Raw genomic sequence first — 18,664 nt, forward strand, 5'->3', positions numbered from 1 at the left:
TGCCGCTAATGCAGGATTATTTGACGCCGTAACACTGATTCTGTTCATGGACGGCAGGGTTATCGGCGCTTATTCTTTGGAGTGAGCACTGCCAGGAGCCTTCTGCGCAGCGTCCGCGCAGTCGCTTGCGCCGTGCCGGCCCGCATACGTGCGGGTTGCCGCACCCGATCCATCACAAGAGATCACCCCGTGCGCCGCTTCTTCCTCGATCTCTCGCTGCTTCAGCGCAACACGGCGTTCCGCAACCTCCTCGTCGCCCGAGGCATCTCGCTCATGAGCCTTGGAATGCTGGTGGTGAGCGTGCCGGTGCAGGTCTATGCGCTGACCGGCTCCAGCTTCCAGGTGGGCGTGGTGGCGGCCCTCGACGGCATCGGCATGTTTCTGGGGCTGCTGCTCGGCGGTGTGCTGTCGGACATATACGACCGGCGGCGCCTCATCCTCGTCGCCCGCAGCGTCTGCGGCATCGGATTCGTCGGTCTCGCCGTCAACAGCCTGATGGCAACGCCGTCGCTCTCGGTCATCTACGCGCTCGCGTTTTGGGACGGCTTCTTCGGTGCCCTCGGCGTCTCGGCGCTGATGGCCGCCATGCCCTTCATCGTCGGCCGCGAGAACCTGATGCAGGCGGGCGCGCTCGGAATGCTGGTCACGCGTTTCGCCACCATCGTCTCGCCGGCCGTCGGCGGTTTGGTGATCGTCGCGAGCGGCCCCGCCTGGAACTACGGCATTGCGGCGGCGGGGACGCTGCTCACCGTGCTCACCCTACTCTCGCTGCCCTCGATGGTTCCGGAGCGCCGCGCCATCGAACATCCGCTCGCCATGATGTCGTCGGCGTTCAGCTTCCTGCTGCGCCACAAGCATCTGCTCGTGGTGTTCGCCATGGGCACGCTGCTGACGCTCACAACCTCCATCCGCATCCTGTTTCCGGCCATCGTCACCGACACGCTGGGCGGCGGCGCATTCGAGATCGGGCTCATGTATTCGGCCGTTCCGCTCGGCGCGACGCTGGGCGCGATCCTCAGCGGCTGGGCGCGGGGGCTGCGCCAACCGGAACGCGCGATGTCCGGCCTGTGCGCCGTCGCCTTCGCCTGCGTGGTCGCGCTCGGCGCGGCGGCGCACTTTCCCCTCATCCTCGCCGCGCTCGTGATCTACGGCTACGCCAATTCCATCGCCTCGCTCCTGCAATACACCATCATCCAGGACCACACGCCGGACCATCTCCTTGGCCGCATCAACAGCCTCTGGGCAGCGCAGGACGTCGCCGGCGACAGCCTCGGCGCGGTGGGCATCGGCGCCCTCGTTCAGGCGCTGCCGAAGACGGGCATCGCCGTGATGGGCATTGCCGCACTCGCTGTGGGCGGCCTCCTTGCCGTCGCCTTCAACGCCAAGCGGCGCGCGGACGTCCCCGCCGGGCAGCCGGCGGCTGGGGAAGGCTGACACGCCATGTGGCCGCCCGGAACCGCAGGCCTGATCCGCCACCACGCCGGCCTGTTGGCAGGGCTGGGCGTGGCTCTGGCCGGCGCCGGCTATTTTCTCGATGCCTGGCCCGGCGCCCATTCGCAGGAGCCGCACTTCGAGACCGCCGTGGTGACGCGCGGTACCATCGAAGACAGCGTCACCGCTCTCGGCAAGCTCCAGCCGCGCGACTATGTCGACGTCGGCGCCCAGGCCTCTGGCCAACTGCTGCGTCTCTACGCCCATGAGGGCGATGTGGTGGCCGCCGGCCAACTTCTCGCCGAGATCGACCCGACGCTCCAGGAAGCACAGGTGGAGGCGGGCGAGGCGGAGATCGCACGGCTGAAGGCGCAGCTCATCGACCTCGAAGCCCGCGCCCGCTTCGCCGCCGACCGCGCACACCGGCAAGCGCGCCTGGTGCGCAACCAGTTCACCAGCGCGGAGGAAAACGACCGCGCCGCCATGGAATCGGCCACCGCGACCGCGCAGTTGGAGATGACCCGTGCCCAGATCCGGCAGGTGGCGGCCAACCTCCGGTCCAACCAAGCGCAGCTGCGCTACACCAAGGTGTTCGCCCCGATGGCCGGCACCGTCGTCTCGGTTGAGGCGCGGCAGGGCCAGACGCTGGTCGCCACCTACCAGACCCCGCAACTGCTGCGCATCGCCGACCTGTCGGTGATGACGGTGTGGACCCAGGTGGCCGAGGCGGACGTGCCGCAGCTCAAGGCAGGCATGCCGGTTTGGTTCACCACCCTCGGCCACCCCGACCGCCGCTGGGAAAGCCGGGTGCGCCAGATCCTGCCCGCCCCGAGCCAGGTCGGCACAGGCGGGACGGGCATCAGCGGATCGCCCGGAAATGGTGTCGTCCTCTACACCGCCCTGTTCGACGTGCCCGATCCTGACGGCGAGTTGCGCCCGCAGATGAGCGCACAGACATTCTTCATCACGGCCCGCGCCGAGAATGCCCTCATCGTACCGGCGGCGGCGCTGAAACCGGTGGAGGGCGAGAGCAGCCGCTTCACTGTGCGCGTGCTGGAGTCCGATGGCGCCGTCCCGCGCACGGTGCGGATCGGTGTGCGCACGCGCTTCAAGGCGGAGGTCCTCGAAGGGCTCATTGAAGGCGAGCGCGTGATCACCGGCGAGCGCGTGGAGAAGGAGCGGAGCGCCGTCCGCTTCACCCAATGACGACGCCCGAGCCCCTCATCGCACTCGCCGGCATCCGCCGGGCCTTCACTCAGGGAGGGGTGACGAGCGAGGTGCTGCGCGGCATCAGCCTCACCATCCATGCGGGGGAATTCGTCGCCATCGTCGGCCAGTCCGGTTCCGGCAAGTCGACGCTGATGAACATCCTCGGCCTGCTCGACAGCCCGACCGGCGGCACCTACCGCTTTGCCGGGCAGGACGTGAGTTCGCTCTCGCGTGAGGCGCAGGCCGAACTGAGGCGCGAGGTGTTCGGCTTCGTCTTCCAGCGCTACCACCTCCTGCCCGGCGTCAGCGCGCGGGCGAATGCCCAGTTGCCGGCGGTCTATGCCGGCATGGGCGGCGAGGCGCGGGAACGGCGGGCAGCGGCGCTTCTGGAGCGCCTGGGCCTCGGCGATCACCTCGACCATCGGCCGGACCAGCTCTCCGGCGGCCAGCAGCAGCGCGTCTCCATCGCCCGTGCGCTCATGAACGGCGGCGAGGTGATCCTCGCCGATGAGCCCACCGGCGCGCTCGACAGCGCCAGCGGCGGCGCGGTCATGGACCTCCTGCGCGAGCTGGCGGCGGAAGGGCACACGGTCATCCTCATTACCCACGATCCGGCCGTGGCGTGCATCGCCCGCCGTGTGGTGGAGATCCGCGACGGGGTCATCGTCGGCGACAGCGGCGACGGGGAGGCGACCCAGCCGCCGCCGGCGCCCGCAGCCCGGCCCGAGCGGCACGCGCCGGCACTGTTCGCCCTCTCGGAGGCGCTGCGATCGGCGCTGACCGCCCTCGCCGGCAATCCGTTCCGCACGGCGCTGACGCTGCTCGGCGTCGTCATCGGCACCGCCTCGGTCATCGCCATGCTCGCCATCGGCGAGGGCACGCGGCGGCAGGTGCTCGCCCGCGCAGCCGCCACCGGCACCGACTGGATCGTGGTGATGCCGGACAACGACAACCCGGCCCTGCCGGGTGGCCGCATGACCCTCGCCGACGCGCAGGCGCTGGCGATGCTGCCGAACGTGAAGGCGGTCAATCCGGGCCGCTGGACCACGGTGACCCTCACTGCCGGCGCCGTCAGCGTGCGATCAGAAGCCTTCGGCACGTCCATTGCCTACCCGGAGACGTTCCGCTGGACCACGCGCAAGGGCGCCTTCTTCACGGCGGAGGACGACCGCGCCGGCGCCCCCGTGATGGTGCTCGGCGCGACGGTGGCAGCGCGGCTTCTTCCGGGCGTCGCCGACCCATCCGGCCGCTACGTGCTCGCCAACGGCATCCCCTTCCTCGTCACCGGCGTTCTGGAGCCCAAAGGGCCCGACGAGCGCGGCATGGACCGTGACGACCGCGTGGTGCTGCCGCTGTCGACCGCCGCGAGCCGCCTCATTGGCTCGAGCGACCTCGGCGGCATCCAGGTCACCGTGAAGGACACCGGCCATCTCGCCGAGACCAAGCGCCACGTGCGGGAGACGCTGCTCGCGCGCCACCGAATGGAGGACTTCTTCATCAACGACATGGCGAGCCGCATCGCCGAGCTGGCGCAGACGCAGTCGGCCATGGCGGGGCTGCTGGCGGTCATCGCTTCCGTCTCGCTGCTGGTGGGCGGCATCGGCGTCATGAACATCATGCTCATGAGCGTCACCGAGCGTACGCGCGAGATCGGCATCCGCATGGCGGTGGGCGCCTCGGGGCGGGACATCCTGAGCCAGTTCCTGGCGGAAGCGATGATCCTCGCCGGCGCCGGCGGCGTCGCCGGCCTCGCCCTTGGCCTTGCCGTGGGCGTCGGCGCGGCCGTGGCCATGGACCTTTCCGTCGTGTTCCAGCTCAAGGCCATCGCCCTCGCGCTTGCGGGGGCCGTGGGGACCGGGCTGTTGTTCGGCTACATGCCCGCGGGCCGCGCCGCGCGCCTGGATCCGGTACAGGCGCTGGCAAGGGAATGACGTCATTTCACAAGTTAATACTTTTTGATTTGCAGCATTAAAAAGTACTTTGACCGTTCATCACAGATTTTTCCCTTCGCAAGACATGCATAATTCTGAAGAAAAGGCGCAATCTGCACGCAATAGCGCCCGCTCTCCAACTCGCGGGTCAGGAGAAACAAATGAACACGCAACCATGCCCATCTGCGACCGCGCCTGTCTCGAAGGAAGCGCTGCGGGCGCAGGTGCGCCGCTTCCTCGACGACGACCCGGCCGACGACGACAACCTCATGGATTTCGGCCTCAACTCCATCGCCGCCATGCAGTTGGTCGCGGAATGGAAGGCAGCACGGCTGGACGTGAACTTCGTGGAGTTCGCCCGCTGCCCCACCCTCGACGCCTTGTGGGATCTGCTGAAGCGCAAGTCCATGGGCGACGCCTGAGGCCCGCGGCGATGATGGACGACCAGCACGTCAACCCCTTCGACGACGAGCGCCACCTCTTTCTGGCGCTGGTCAACGCCGCCGGACAGTACAGCCTGTGGCCAGCCTTCCGCGAGGCGCCCGCCGGCTGGCGCGTGGTGCACGGCCCGGACCAGCGCGCGGCCTGCCTCGCGCACATCGAGCGCGTCTGGCTCGACCTCATGCCTGCCGCCGTTTGAGGCTGGCATCACGGCACCCTTCTTCATCCCGCCGCCGTCGCCATCGGCGCAGCGAGGACCTTCGCCATGCGCATCCTTCCTCTCGTCGGCACCCAACTCGGCATCTGGCTCGCGGATCAGATCGACGGGCGCGGCAACACCTATGTTATCGCCCATGCGGTGGAGATCGACGGTGCCGTCACCCCGGACCTGCTGGAGCAGGCGATCCGGCAGGGGCTGGCGGAGGCCGACACGGTCGGCGCGCGCTTTTTCGCCGATGAGGCCGGCAGCTGGCAGGTGCTGCGCTCGGCGGGAGACCAGGGGGCGGGCGTCGCCATCGAGCGCATCGCGCTCGGCGGCAGCCCGGATCCCGATGCCGCGGCCCGTGCGATCATAGCGCAGGATATCGGCGAAGACCTCGCCGCCACCGGGGAGCGCCCGCTCTGCCGCCAGATCGTCATGAGCCTCTCGGCGCCGGGCGAGGCGCCGCGCTGGCTGTGGTATCAGCGCTATCACCATCTGATGCTGGACGGCTTCAGCTTCACGGCCCTGACGCGCCGCATCGCGGACATCTACACCGCGGTCGCGGAGGGCCGGCCGGCGGGCGCTTCGCCCTTCGTCGGCGTCGCCTCGGTGATCGATGAGCATTGCAGCTACGCTGCCTCTCCCGCGTTCGCCAGGGACCGCGATTTCTGGCGCGAATACTGCCGCGATCTGCCCCGCTCCGCGGACCTCTCGACGCGCCGAGCGCTCCTTGAAAACCCCGGCGCGCCGCCGCAGGCGCACATCATCGCCCACGCCCACCGACTGCCGCCGGAAACGCTCGCGGCGCTGGAACAGGCCGCCGCCGCAGCCAGCCTCGCCGTGTTCGACATGATCATGGCGACGGTCGCCGCCTATCTCAGCCGGCTTTCGGGGACCGGCACGCAGGTGGTCGGCGTACCGTTCATGCGGCGCATGGGCTCCAGGGCGGCGGCCGCGGTAGCGCCGGTGGTGAACGTCCTGCCTGTCCGCATCGAGGCCGATCCCACCCTCACGCTGCCCGCGCTCGCCGGACGCGTGAAGGCGGCGCTGCGCGACGTACGCCGGCACCAGCGCTACGACGCCGAGCAGATCCAGCGCGATCTCGGCTATGTGGGCTCGGGGCGCACGCTCTACGGCCCCGTCGTGAACTACCGCATGTTCGACTACGACCTGACGTTCGGCGGCGTGCGCGGCGTCACGCATCACATCGCCACCGGGCCGGTGGACGACATCGAGTTCGGCATCCTCATCCAGGACCGCCGCATCACGCTGGAGCTCAGGGCGGATTCCGTACGCTACGATGCGACCGACCTTGTGCGCCACGGCACACGTCTCCAGCGGCTGCTCGACGCCTTCCGCACCGATCCCGCCATCCCCGTCGGCCATCTGCCGGTGATGGCGGAGGACGAAGCGAAATTCCTCGCCACCTGTGCGACGGGCGCGCCGACCGCGCCCCTCGCCGGGGTCGCCAGCCTCCTCGACCTGTTCACACAGAACGCCGCCCGCACCCCCGAGGCGACGGCGCTGGTCTGCGGCTCCCATCGCCTGTCCTTCCGGGTGCTGTCGGAACGCGTCTTCCGGCTGGCGCGCCGGCTCATGGCAGCGGGGATCGGGCCGGGCGATACCGTGGCCGTGGCGCTGCCGCGCTCGGCTGATGCGGTGGTCGCGCTGCTGGGCGTGCTGGCGAGCGGAGCCGCCTTTCTGCCCCTCGACCTCGACCACCCGTCGGCGCGCCTCGCCGCCATGTGCGCGGATGCGCGCCCGCGTCGGGCAATCACCTGCCGCGCCGCCGCCCATCGCCTGCCGGAAGACCTGCCGGCCCTATGCCTCGACGATCCGGCGATCATTTCCGCCATGGCAGCGCTGCCGGGCTCGCCCATTTGTCCGCTGGAGCGCACAGGGGCGCTGGGGCCGCAGAGCATCGCCGCGATCATCTTCACCTCGGGCTCCACCGGGCGGCCCAAGGGGGTCATGAACACCCACGGCGCGCTCTTCAACCTGATCTCCTCCCACTGGCGGGAGATCTACCGCCCCGGCCTTGATGCCGTCCGCGCGAAATATCCCGGCCGCACGCTCCGGGCCGCCCACACCCATTCCTTCGCCTTCGATTCCTCCTGGCTCCAGCTGTTCTGGATGCTGCTGGGGCAGGAAATCCATGTCATCGACGAGGACATGCGGCGCGATGCCCATGCCCTCGTCGACCACATCCACGCGACGGGCATCGACGCACTGGACCTGCCGCCCTCCTTCTGCGCCCAGATGCTCGGCTGCGGCCTCATGGAGGCGCCCCACCAGCCCACCGTGCTGCTCATCGGTGGGGAGGCGGCCTCCCCCGCGCTGTGGACCGCGCTCCGGCGCCATCCCGACCTCCACGCGCATAACCTCTACGGCCCCACCGAATACACGGTGGACACGCTGCGCGCCGCCATCGCCGACACGCAGGCGCCGGTGGTGGGCCGCCCCATCGGCAACACCCGCGTCCACGTGCTGGACCGCATGCTCCAGCCGGTCCCCGCCGGCGCGGTGGGCGAGCTCTATATCTGCGGCGCGGGCCTCGCCCGCGGCTATTGTGGACGCCCCGGCCTTACCGCCGAGCGCTTCGTCGCCGATCCCTTCGCCGAGGGCGGTGTCATGTACCGCACCGGCGACCTCGTGCGTTGGACCGCCGACGGCCGCGTGGAGTTCCTCGGCCGCGCCGACCACCAGGTGAAGGTGCGCGGCTATCGGGTGGAGATCCCGGAGATCGAGGCGACGCTTGCGGCCCTGCCGGGCGTCCAGACGGCCTTGGTGATGGCCGAGGCCGTCAACGACAGTCATCGCCTCCTCGCCTATTGCACGCTCGAGGGCGTGGATGACCCGCGTGCCCGGGACTGGCGCGCCGAGGACCTGCGTCATGCCCTGCGCGAGCGCCTGCCGGACTACATGGTACCGGCGGTGGTCATGATCCTTGAGGCCTTCCCTCTCAACGTGAATGGCAAGGTGGACGGTGCGCGCCTGCCGACCCCTTCCGCCGTGGTGGAAGCGCCGCCCGCCACCCCGGAGGAGATGCGGGTGGCTCGGGCCATGGCGCAGGCCCTGACGCTGCCCGCGGTGGGGGCGGAGAGCGATTTCTTCGCCCTCGGCGGCGACAGCATCAGCGCCATCGTTCTATGCAACGCCTTGCGCGCGGAGGGCTTCTCGCTCAGGCCCCGCGACGTCTTCCTCCACCGCATCCCACGCCGCATGGCCCATGCCATGACGCCGCTGGCCGCTGCTGCGCCCGCGCCAGCCGGGCCGGACCTGCCCGAAATGGTGTCGGCGGTGGAACTGAGGGCGCTGCGCGCCCGCTACGGCGCGGTGGACGCGGTGCTGCCGGTACTGCCGACGCAGAAGGGCATGCTCTTCCACGCCCAGCTCGGCACGCAAGCGGAGAACTACAACGCCTTCACCCGCATCGAGATGGACGGCCCGCTGGACGTGCCGCGCCTGCGGCGCGCCTTCGATGCAGTGATGCGCCGCCATCCCCAGCTCGCCGGAGTGTTCGACACCACGGGCGGCGAGGAGCCGGTGCTGGTGGTGCCGAAGCTGCCGGACGAGGGCGCGCTCTGGCCATGGTCGGAGCACGACATTTCCGCCCTCGAACCCGGCGGGCGCGAAACCGCCCTCGCCCGCCTCGAGGCGGCGGCGGCGGAGCGCAGCCTCGTGGCGCCGGCCTTCCGCCGCCTCGTGCATGCGGAGCTCGTCCGCACGGCGCCGGAGCGCCATGTGCTTCTCATCCTCGTGCACCATCTGATGATCGACGGCTGGTCGACCCCGCTCCTGCTGCGGGATCTCATGGCCGCCTACCGGCAGGATGCGCGGCTGCCGGCTCTCCCCGTCGCCTATGGCGACGTGGTGCGCCGCCTCGCCATGCGCGACCGGACAGCGAGCCGGGCGGTGTGGGCGGAGGCCCTCGCCGGCGCTGTGCCGTGCCGGCTGTTCGAGCACGTGGCCGCCACCGGCACGGTGGAGGAATCCTCGGCGGCCCTGCCGCCGGAACTCACCGACGCCCTCCTCGCCGAAGCGCGCCGGCGCGGCATCACCCTCAACGTGCTCATGCAGGCGGTGTGGGGCGCGGTGCTCGGCGCCATGGCCGGACGCGACGAGGTGATGTTCGGCACTCCCGTCTCCGGCCGCGCGGCGGACGTCCCGGGCATCGATACGCAGGTCGGGCTGTTCCTCAACACCGTGCCGGTGCGCGTACGCCTCTCGCCCGCATCGAGCCTGTGGGATCAGATGGCGGCGATGCAGGCCCGCCACGCCCAGCTCATGGAACACGACGGCCTCGGCCTCGGCGAAATCCAGGAGGTGGCTGGCGCAGGCGCCCTGTTCGACACCCTCCTGGTGGTGGAGAACTATCCCGACAGCGACTATCTCGGCCACGACCTCGCGGGTCTCAGCCTGGGCGAGATCCGCAACCGCGGCTACAGCCATTATCCGCTCGCGCTGCTGGTGCTGCCCGGCCCCCACCTCACTCTGCTGGTGGAGAACCGCGGCGCCGTGGCGGATGCCGGCGTGCTCGCCGCGCGCATCGGCGCCCTGCTGGAAACCCTTGCGCGGCAGCCGGACCTGCCGCTGTACGCGCTGCCCATGGCGACGGCGGCGGACCTCGACCTCGTTGCCGCCGTGAACGCCACGGCGCGGCCGCTGCCGCCTCTCACCCTGCGCGATGTCGTGGTGGCACAGGCGGCCCGGACGCCGGACCATGTGGCGTTGGTTGACGGGGGTCATGCCCTCACCTTCCGCGAAGTGCGCCACCAGGTGCTCCACCTCGCCCGGCAGCTCAGGCGGCAGGGCGTGCGCCCCGGCGACGTGGTGGCGGTGGCGCTGCCGCGCTCTGCCCGTCTCAGCCTCGCGTTGCTCGGCGTGACCGAGGCGGGCGCCGCCTTCATGCCCCTCGACCTCTCCTATCCCGCCGAGCGCCTCGCTTTCATGCTGGAGGATGCGGCGCCCCGCCTCGTCGTCACCGATGCCGCGACGCAGGCTTTGGTCGGCGAAGGCGCGCCGATGCTGCTGTTCGACGCGCTCGCCGATCCGGAAATCGAGGCTGGCGAATACACGCCGAGGGACGGGCTCTCACCCGACCATCCGGCCTATGTGCTCTACACGTCCGGCACCACCGGGCGGCCGAAGGGGGCAGTGGTGTCGCACGGCGCCATCGTCAACCGCATCCTGTGGATGCAGCACCAATATCCGCTCGATGGCTCCGACGTCGTGCTGCAGAAGACGCCGTGCGGCTTCGACGTCTCGGTGTGGGAATTCTTCTGGTCCTACACCGTTGGGGCACGACTCGTGATGGCGCCGCCCGACGCGCACCGCGACCCCGAGGCGCTGGCCGATCTCGTCGCCCGGCACGGCGTCACCACCCTGCACTTCGTGCCGTCGATGCTCGCCATCTTCCTCGGGGCGCTGGCCGACGACCTCACCCGCCGGAACGGATGCCGCAGTCTCGCCACCGTCTTCGCGAGCGGCGAGGCGCTGGCGAGGAGCCTCGCGCGATCCTTCCGCGACCTGCTGCCGGCCGCCGCGCTCCACAATCTCTACGGCCCCACCGAGGCGGCGGTGGACGTGACTTACGCCCCTGCCTGCGGCGTGTGCGCGGAGGGCAGCGGCTCCGTCCCCATCGGCTGCCCCGTCTGGAACACCGGGCTGCGCATCCTCGACCACCAGCTCCGGCCGGTGCCGGTGGGCGGCGCGGGTGAACTCTATCTCTGCGGCGTGCAACTCGCCCACGGCTATCTCAACCGCCCGGGCCTCACCGCCCAGCGCTTCGTGGCCGATCCCTTCGCCAGGGGCCGGCGCATGTACCGCACCGGGGACGTGGCGCGCTTTCTGCCTAATGGCCAAGTGGAATATCTCGGCCGCACCGACCATCAGATCAAGATCCGCGGCCAGCGGGTGGAGCTGGGGGAGATCGAGGCGCAGATGGAGCGCCTGCCCGGCGTCGCCCGGGCGGCGGCGCAAGCGGTGACGTTGGGTGGCGCCATCGCCGGCGCCGATGCCCGCCAGATCGTGGGCTATGTGGTCGGCGTGCCCGGCGTCGCCGTCGCTCCGGACCAGGTGCGCGAGGCGCTCAAGGCCACGCTGCCGGCCCATATGCTGCCGGCGGCGGTGATGGTGCTCGACGCCTTGCCTCTCTCGGCCAACGGCAAGCTCGACCGCAAGGCGCTGCCGGTGCCGCAGAACGCCTCGGCCGACCGAGCCACCAGCCGCCCGCCGGCGGAAGGGCTGGAGAGCCGCCTCGCCGCGATCTTCGCCGACCTCCTCGGTCGCGATCGGGTGGAGGCGGACGAGGACTTCTTCGCCATCGGGGGCCATTCGCTGCTCGCCATGCGTCTTGCCGCCCGTATCCGGCGGGACCTGCAGCGGCAGGTTTCGGTGGGCCAGATCGTGGTGATGCCCACCGTCGCAAAGCTCGCCGAGCATCTCGTGGCCGGCGAGATGGTGGGCGGCATGGCCCGCTCCGGCTTCGACCTCGTGGTTCGGCTGCGGGACGGTCGGGGCGTCCCGCTCATCTGCGTCTATCCCGCCTCCGGCGTCTCCTGGCAGTACAGCGTGCTCTCGCGCTACCTGCGCAGGGACATGCCCATCATCGGGCTGCAGTCGCCGCGGCCGAACGGCCCCATCGCGCTGAGCGCCAGCATGGACGAGGTGTGCGACCGCCAGCTCGCCATCCTGCGCGAGGTGCAGCCCGAGGGCCCCTATTATCTCCTCGGCTATTCGCTCGGCGGCACGGTGGCCTACGGCATGGCGGCGCGGCTGAGGCGCCTGGGCGAGGAGGTGCGCTTCCTCGGCCTTCTCGACACCTACCCCGCCGAGGCCCACGACTGGAGCGACCCGGACGGCGCCGAGGCCCATCTCGGCGCCGAGCGCGAGCAGGAGAAGTTCATCAACGACGCCATGGCCGACGTGATGGACGACGATTTCCGCCGCGAGAAGGAAGAGATGTTCGGCCATATCTTCGAGAATTATGGCGACGCCGTCAGCCTGCTTTCGCAGGCCACGACCGAGCCCTATGGCGGGCACGTCACCCTGTTCGTCGCCGGCAAGTCCATGCTGCCGCAGATCGATCCGGAGGGGGCGTGGAAGCACCGGGTGGGTCGGCTCTCCATCCACCGGCTCGCCCACTGCTCGCACGAGGACATCGTCTCCCCGGCCTCGCTCGAGATCCTCGGCCCGCTGCTCAACGCGCTGATCGAGGACGCCGACGCGACTGAGCAGCGGACCATCCGCGTGCCCGACCAGAAGGCGGGATAGCGCCCCCGCGTCCTCCCTACCCGCGCCAACACCCGACAGGAGGTCGGCATGAAAACTCAGACACGGCCCGAACCCGCTGCCCTCCCACAGACTGCTCCCTCGCGCCCCGCCCCGCCGCGCCACCTCTTCGCGCGGCCGGCGGCCGATCCGGGGCCTGCCGCGCCGGCACCCGGAGAGCGCGGGAGCCTGTTCGCCTTTCAGTCGCGGGGAACCCTTTTGCACGGGCTCGGGACGGCCGCGGCGCTGCCGCGCGGGTCCATCGCGAGCCTCGAAGCGCGGCTTGCCACCTTCTTCCGCGCTGCCGGCATCGAGGCGATGCTCGCCGGCGCCCTGCCGTTTGACCGCTCAGCCGACGACTGCCTGTGGCAGGCGCGGCGCGTGGTCCGCACCGCGCCTCCGAAGCAGGGGATGCCGTGCGCAGCGACGGACGCTGCGTGGCAGCTCTCCCACGCGCCGGACGCCGCGGGCTATGAGGCCGCCGTCCGCCGCGCCCTCGACCTCATGGCGGCCGAGGCGGGGACGGCCGGCGGGCTGGAGAAGATCGTGCTCTCCCGCAGCCTCGTCACCACGGCCGAGCGGGACATCGACGTCGCCGCCCTGTTCCGGCGCCTCGCCGCCGATCCCGCTGCCACCGCCTTCCTCGTGCCGCTGCCGGAGCGTGGCGGCGTCCCGCGTGTCATGGCGGGGGCGACGCCCGAACTGCTCGTCGCCAAGGCCGGGCGCCGTGTCTCCTCCCACCCCCTTGCCGGCTCCGCCCGCCGGCGGGCAGACCTCGCCGAGGACGCGGCCGTCGCCGCCCGCCTCGCCGCTTCCGACAAGGACCGGCAGGAGCATGGCATCGTAGCGGAGTTCATCCTCGACACCCTCGCCCCGTTCTGCCGCCGCCTGTTCCGGCCCCAGGGCATGGCGCTCGCGAGCACGGCCACCATGTGGCATCTCGGCACGCGCATCGAGGGCGAGCTGAAGGATCCCGAAGTCCCCGCCGCCGTTCTCGCCGCCGCGCTGCATCCGACCCCCGCCGTTTGCGGCGTGCCGCGCGAGAAGGCAGCTCGTCACATCGGCTCGCTCGAAGGCTACGCCCGCGATTTCTACGCGGGTGCCGTGGGCTGGTGCGACGGGCGTGGCGACGGCGCCTGGTACGTCACCATACGCTGCGCCGAGATTTCCGGACGGCAGGCGCGGCTCTATGCCGGCGCCGGCATCGTGCCCGGCTCCGATCCCCGGGCCGAGGCGGAGGAGACGGCGGCGAAATACGCCGCGCTCCTCACGGCACTCGGCATTCCGCCGTTGGGGGAGGAACGGTCGTGACGGCCCCGGTGCAGACCTGGCCGGAGGAGTTCGCGGCCCGCTATCGCGCGAAGGGTTACTGGCGAGGCGAGACCTTCCCCGCCGTCCTGCGACGGCAGGCCGAAGCGCGGCCCGATGCGGTGGCCGTTGTGGACGAAGGGCAGCGCTGGACATATGGCGAGCTCCACCGCCGCGCCGAGGCTCATGCGGCGGGGTTCCTCGCCTTGGGCCTCAAGCCGGGCGAGCGGGTGGTGGTGCAGTTCGCCAACGTGGCGGACTTCTTCTCTGTGGTCTTCGGCCTGTTCCGCGCCGGGCTCGTCCCGGTCTATGCCCTGGCGGCGCACCGCCTCGCCGAAGTGGCGCATCTAGCAAGGCGCTCTCAGGCCGCCGCCTACATGGCCGGCGACCATGCCGGCTTCGACTATCGCGCCCTCGCCCGCGCCCTGAAGGCGGAAGCGCCCACCCTGCGCCATGTCGTGATTGGTGGGGATGCGCAGGAGTTCACTGCCCTCGAGGCCTGCGTCGGCGAGGGCGGCCTGCCGGGGGATCCCGACCCATCCGCCGTGGCCTTCCTGCAGATCTCCGGCGGCAGCACGGGATTGCCGAAGCTCATCCCACGCACCCATGACGACTACATCTACAGCTTCCGTGCCAGCAACGGGATCTGCGGGGTGACGCAGGAAACCGTGTATCTCGTGGCCCTGCCGGTCGCGCACAATTTCCCCATGAGCTCGCCCGGGCACATGGGCACCCTTTATGCCGGCGGGCGCGTCGTGCTCGCCCCGGCGCCGAGCCCCGAGGTGGCCTTCCCCCTCATCGCACAGGAGAAGGTGACGCTCACCGGCCTCGTGCCGCCGCTCGCCTTGCTATGGATGCAGGCGGCACCCGGCACGCCGCACGACCTCTCCAGTCTCGCGGTGCTGCAGGTGGGCGGCGCGAAATTCACCCCCGAGGCGGCGCGGCGCGTGCGCCCCACCCTCGGCTGCACGCTGCAGCAGGTGTTCGGCATGGCCGAGGGCCTCGTGAACTACACCCGCCTCGACGATCCCGGCGACATCGTCATCGGCACCCAGGGCCGGCCCATCAGCCCGGACGACGAGGTGCTGGTGGTCGACGACCTCGGCCACCCGGTGCCGGAGGGTACAGCCGGTCACCTTCTGGCGCGGGGGGCCTACACCATCCGGGCCTATCACGACGACCCGTCCGCCAATGCCCGCAGCTTCACTGCGGATGGCTTCTACCGGACCGGCGACATCGTGCGCCGCCTGCCGGGCGGGTATCTGGAGGTGCGGGGGCGGGCCGGCGACCACATCAACCGCGCCGGGGAAAAGATCTCGGCCGAGGAAGTGGAAGACCACCTGATCGCGCATCCCGCAATCTTCGACGCCGCCATCGTCTCAATCCCGGACCCGGCCCTTGGGGAGCGCACATGCGCCTTCGTCATCCCGAGGGTGAAGACGTTGAAGGTGTCGGAGGTCAAGGCGTTCATGCGCCGGCGCGGCATCGCCGAGTTCAAGGTTCCGGACCAGGTGGTGTTCGTCGACGCCTTCGAAACCACTGCCGCCGGCAAGGTGAGCCGCAAGGAGCTGCGCGCCCGCCTGCGCGCCGGCTTTCTCGGCGGCCAGGAGGAGACCGCATCATGACCGCCATCCTTGCCGCCGGACCCGTGGTGGATTCCGCCGCACCGGCCCCCGGCCTGCCCCGCATCGCGCCCTATGCGCTGCCGCAGGCGGCCGACCTGCCCAAGGCGCGCGCCGCCTGGAGGCCGAAGCGCAGCCGGGCGGCGCTGCTGGTGCACGACATGCAGCGCTATTTCGTCCGCCCGTTCGAGCCCGGGGCGTCCCCGCTCGCGCCTGCGGTCGAGAACATCGCGCGGCTGGTGGCGCACTGCCGGGCGGTCGACCTCCCGGTGTTCTACACGGCGCAGGAGGTGCGGCAGGACCGGCGCGACCGCGGCCTTCAGGCGGACCTGTGGGGTCCTGGCATGAGCGACCCACAGGCGCACCAGCCGGTGGTGCCCGAACTCGCGCCGCAGCCCGGCGACGTGGTGCTGGTGAAGCACCGCTACAGTGCCTTCCAGCGCAGCAACCTCGAACCCCTGATGCGGGCACGCGGGCGCGACCAATTGGTGATCTGCGGCATCTATGCCCATATCGGCTGCCTCCTCACGGCCGCCGACGCCTTCATGCGCGACATCGAGCCGTTCTTCGCCGCCGACGCCGTGGCCGACTTCTCCCGCGAGAAGCACGACGCCGCCGGAGCCTACGTCGCCGAGGTGTGCGGAGTGCCCATGCTCACCGGCCAGATCCTGGATGCACTGTGACCCCGTCCGATCGTTCAGGGAGAAAACTGATGCGGGCGTCCGGCCTTGCAGACAGGTTTGTCGTCGTCACCGGGGCAGCCGGCGGCATCGGACGAGCGGTCGTCGAGTCCTTCCTCGACGAAGGCGCACACGTCGTCGCCACCGACCTCGACGTCGGCACATTCCGGCCGTCGGATGTCCTTCACCCTCTCGCCCTCGACGTGACCGATGCCGGCGCCGTGGAGGCCGTGATCGACACCGTCGAAGCGACGCTGGGTCCGATCCATGCTGGTGTCAGCGTCGCGGGCATGCTCGCGACCGGACTCGTGTCCGAAACGCGCGACGAGGACTGGCACCGGATGTTCGCGGTGAACACGCACGGCGTCTTCCATTTCGGCCGCGCGCTGGCGCGGCGCATGGTCAAGCGCCGGGGCGGGAGCATCGTCGTGGTGAGCTCCAACGCCGCCGGCGTGCCGCGCCACGCCATGGCTGCTTATGCCTCATCGAAGGCGGCAGCCACCATGTTCACCCGCTGCCTCGGCCTTGAACTCGCAGGGCACGGCATTCGCTGCAACGTCGTCGCGCCCGGATCGACGCTCACCCCGATGCAGACGGGCATGTGGGCGGACGAGCGGGGCGCCGCCGCCGTGATCGCGGGCTCGCCCGCCACCTTCAAGGCCGGCATTCCGCTGGGCAAGCTTGCGACCTCTCAGGACGTGGCGGATGCCGTGGTGTTTCTCGCGTCCGACCGCGCCGCGCACATCACCATGACGGACCTTTATGTGGATGGCGGTGCCACGCTGCGCGGCTGAGCGAACCGTGTGCGCGCGTCGCACCCCTGGCGCCGGCATCGGCCCGCCGCGCTGGGCATCGTCCCGCGACGCGGGCGATCCCGGACCCATTGGCGCGGGCGAAGTCCAGGTCTGGCTGATCGACCTCGATGCCGTCACCGACGTCGCCCTTGGCCAGGATCTTGCGATCCTCGGGCCGCAGGAGCGAGGCCGGGCGGCGGCGTTCGCGACGCCGACCCTGCGGGCGCGCCATGTCGCGGCGCATGGGGCCCTCCGGCGCATCCTGTCCGTCCATCTCGGCGTTCCGGCGGCGACGCTCGCCTTTTGCACCAGCGCCTGGGGGCGCCCTTTCCTGAGCGATACGTCACGGCCTTTCGATTTCAGCCTGTCTCACAGCGGCCGGCTCGCCGTCCTCGCGGTTTCGGCCGGCGTGCGGGTGGGTGTCGATCTGGAGCGCTTGTGTCCCGATCCGCCCTATGAGATCGCCGCCGCTGCGTTCAGCGCGGCCGAGCGGACGCTGCTGGCTCGGCTCGCGCAGGACGAGCGGGCGGCTGCCTTCTACGCGCTCTGGACGCGGAAGGAGGCACTCGCCAAAGGCATCGGGTGCGGGCTGGACATGGACCTGACCGGCCTCGACGTCTCACCCGGCCTGCGCCTCTCCGGCCGGCCGGCACCTGGCCGCCCGCGCCCGCGCTGGTCCGGTGGTTCCTCGGGCGAGGGGAGTTGGCGGTTCCATGCCATGCCGGACATTCCCGGCTTCGCCGCCGCCCTCGCCTTGGGAGGGCGGGCGCGACACGTCATCTGCCGGCTCTACGATCGGAGCCTTATCGCCGCTTGAACTTGGGAGGGACGCCGTAGACCTTCTTGAACGCCACGGTGAAATTGGAGGGATCGGCGTATCCGGCCGCATAGGCCGCCTGGGCGATGGAGACCCCCTCCCGCTCAAGGGCGGCGCACGCCTGCGCCAGCCGCTCGCGCCGAATGAACTCGAACACCGTCATCTGGAAGTGCTCCTTGAAGTGACGCTGCACGGAGGACACGCTCGCTCCCACCTCGGCGGCGATCTCCTCGATGGTCAGGCTCTTGTCGAGATTGCCGAGCACATAATCGCGCACGCGCTCGCTGCGGCGGCGACTCGCGAGCTGGGGGCGGGGCCGCTCCTCCTCCGCCCACTCGTCCATCGCGACGCAGGCGAGGCACATGATGTCGAGCGCCCGGGAATTGCGGTAGAGCGTGCGCACCTCGCCGTCCATCGACGGCGGTGGCTTGAGGATTTGCTCCGAGAGTTGGCGGATCTGCCCGCTCACCGGAAAGCTGAGCTGCGCAAGATGAGTGGCGAGGAAGTCGCGCAGTGCGGAGCTTCCGTTGTCGCGCGTGTGCATCAGCCATTCCATCCACGGATGAGGCGCGGAAATCATCACTTTGCGCAGCGGGACGGTGCTGTCGTTCACGAAACGCAGCCGGGAAAAGCGCGCGACATTGAGCATGAAGACGACAGCGCGGTCTTCCGTTCCCGATCCGGCATCGATCCGGACGGGACAGTCGTCGATGACGAAGTGCTGCGACCCTTGGAGCAGCACCATGACGAGGAATTTCGGCCAAATCTCGTAGACCGTCGTATCCGGTGCGCAGTTCGGTTCACCATCGACGGTGCCGACAAACAAATGCTGCGGGATCTTCATATCACAAGATCCCATTTTAGAATTCCTAAGATTCTAAACGACATTCCCGCACCCAGATGCGCCGTTTGCACGGAACTCTTTGCTTTCCGCGCAGGGACCTCTAGCGTCGACGC

At 70.2% G+C, this 18,664-nt stretch carries 12 protein-coding genes; 11 read left to right on the plus strand and 1 reads right to left on the minus strand.

The window, feature by feature from the left end; translation table 11 throughout:
- Positions 1–189: 189 nt before the first annotated feature.
- The 11 genes from entS (at position 190) to BVIR_RS15205 (ending at position 17,707) form a co-directional block, all read left to right on the plus strand.
- The gene (gene entS / locus BVIR_RS15155) at positions 190–1,434 is read left to right on the plus strand and encodes an enterobactin transporter EntS (RefSeq protein ID WP_082417224.1); all 1,245 of its coding nucleotides are present in this window, start codon (positions 190–192) and stop codon (positions 1,432–1,434) included.
- Positions 1,435–1,440: 6 nt separating this feature from the next.
- Positions 1,441–2,637, plus strand: coding sequence for an efflux RND transporter periplasmic adaptor subunit (locus BVIR_RS15160; RefSeq protein WP_082417226.1), 1,197 nt, complete (start codon positions 1,441–1,443; stop codon positions 2,635–2,637).
- Positions 2,634–4,571: an ABC transporter permease gene (locus tag BVIR_RS15165; protein WP_055038392.1), complete on the plus strand. Its 1,938-nt coding sequence runs from the start codon at positions 2,634–2,636 to the stop codon at positions 4,569–4,571. The genes BVIR_RS15160 and BVIR_RS15165 overlap by 4 nt, the downstream gene beginning before the upstream one ends.
- Before the next feature lie 161 nt (positions 4,572–4,732).
- The gene (locus BVIR_RS15170) at positions 4,733–4,993 is read left to right on the plus strand and encodes a phosphopantetheine-binding protein (RefSeq protein WP_082417228.1); all 261 of its coding nucleotides are present in this window, start codon (positions 4,733–4,735) and stop codon (positions 4,991–4,993) included.
- 11 nt (positions 4,994–5,004) lie between these two features.
- The gene (locus BVIR_RS15175; RefSeq protein WP_082417230.1) at positions 5,005–5,211 is read left to right on the plus strand and encodes an MbtH family protein; all 207 of its coding nucleotides are present in this window, start codon (positions 5,005–5,007) and stop codon (positions 5,209–5,211) included.
- 66 nt (positions 5,212–5,277) lie between these two features.
- Entirely contained in the window at positions 5,278–12,489 is a 7,212-nt protein-coding gene (locus BVIR_RS15180) for a non-ribosomal peptide synthetase (RefSeq protein ID WP_055038394.1), read from the plus strand.
- Positions 12,490–12,705: 216 nt separating this feature from the next.
- Positions 12,706–13,797, plus strand: a complete 1,092-nt coding sequence (locus BVIR_RS15185) for an isochorismate synthase (RefSeq protein WP_236823623.1) — start codon at positions 12,706–12,708, stop codon at positions 13,795–13,797.
- Entirely contained in the window at positions 13,794–15,419 is a 1,626-nt protein-coding gene (locus BVIR_RS15190) for a (2,3-dihydroxybenzoyl)adenylate synthase (protein WP_055038395.1), read from the plus strand. The genes BVIR_RS15185 and BVIR_RS15190 overlap by 4 nt, the downstream gene beginning before the upstream one ends.
- Positions 15,416–16,099, plus strand: a complete 684-nt coding sequence (locus BVIR_RS15195) for an isochorismatase family protein (protein ID WP_055038396.1) — start codon at positions 15,416–15,418, stop codon at positions 16,097–16,099. The genes BVIR_RS15190 and BVIR_RS15195 overlap by 4 nt, the downstream gene beginning before the upstream one ends.
- Positions 16,100–16,128: 29 nt before the next feature.
- Positions 16,129–16,890 carry a 2,3-dihydro-2,3-dihydroxybenzoate dehydrogenase gene (locus BVIR_RS15200; protein WP_055038397.1) on the plus strand — a complete coding sequence of 254 codons (762 nt, stop codon included), beginning with the start codon at positions 16,129–16,131 and terminating at the stop codon, positions 16,888–16,890.
- A gap of 7 nt (positions 16,891–16,897) precedes the next feature.
- Positions 16,898–17,707 (plus strand): 4'-phosphopantetheinyl transferase family protein, encoded by an 810-nt coding sequence (locus BVIR_RS15205; protein ID WP_169788619.1) that lies wholly within the window; start codon positions 16,898–16,900, stop codon positions 17,705–17,707.
- On the opposite strand, the gene BVIR_RS15210 is transcribed toward BVIR_RS15205, so the two are convergent.
- The gene (locus tag BVIR_RS15210; protein WP_236823624.1) at positions 17,694–18,551 is read right to left on the minus strand and encodes a helix-turn-helix transcriptional regulator; all 858 of its coding nucleotides are present in this window, start codon (positions 18,549–18,551) and stop codon (positions 17,694–17,696) included. The two genes, BVIR_RS15205 and BVIR_RS15210, sit on opposite strands and share 14 nt — an antisense overlap.
- Positions 18,552–18,664: the final 113 nt, after the last annotated feature.

This window comes from Blastochloris viridis (genome assembly GCF_001402875.1).
GTDB classification, from domain to species: domain Bacteria; phylum Pseudomonadota; class Alphaproteobacteria; order Rhizobiales; family Xanthobacteraceae; genus Blastochloris; species Blastochloris viridis.

Bases quoted from the DNA above. Each gene is read 5' to 3' on its own strand.
- BVIR_RS15160 (WP_082417226.1), top strand. From the start codon at position 1,441: ATGTGGCCGCCCGGAACCGCAGGCCTGATCCGCCACCACGCCGGCCTG.
- BVIR_RS15165 (WP_055038392.1), top strand. From the start codon at position 2,634: ATGACGACGCCCGAGCCCCTCATCGCACTCGCCGGCATCCGCCGGGCC.
- BVIR_RS15170 (WP_082417228.1), top strand. From the start codon at position 4,733: ATGAACACGCAACCATGCCCATCTGCGACCGCGCCTGTCTCGAAGGAA.
- BVIR_RS15175 (WP_082417230.1), top strand. From the start codon at position 5,005: ATGATGGACGACCAGCACGTCAACCCCTTCGACGACGAGCGCCACCTC.
- BVIR_RS15180 (WP_055038394.1), top strand. From the start codon at position 5,278: ATGCGCATCCTTCCTCTCGTCGGCACCCAACTCGGCATCTGGCTCGCG.
- BVIR_RS15195 (WP_055038396.1), top strand. From the start codon at position 15,416: ATGACCGCCATCCTTGCCGCCGGACCCGTGGTGGATTCCGCCGCACCG.
- BVIR_RS15200 (WP_055038397.1), top strand. From the start codon at position 16,129: ATGCGGGCGTCCGGCCTTGCAGACAGGTTTGTCGTCGTCACCGGGGCA.
- BVIR_RS15210 (WP_236823624.1), bottom strand. From the start codon at position 18,551: ATGAAGATCCCGCAGCATTTGTTTGTCGGCACCGTCGATGGTGAACCG.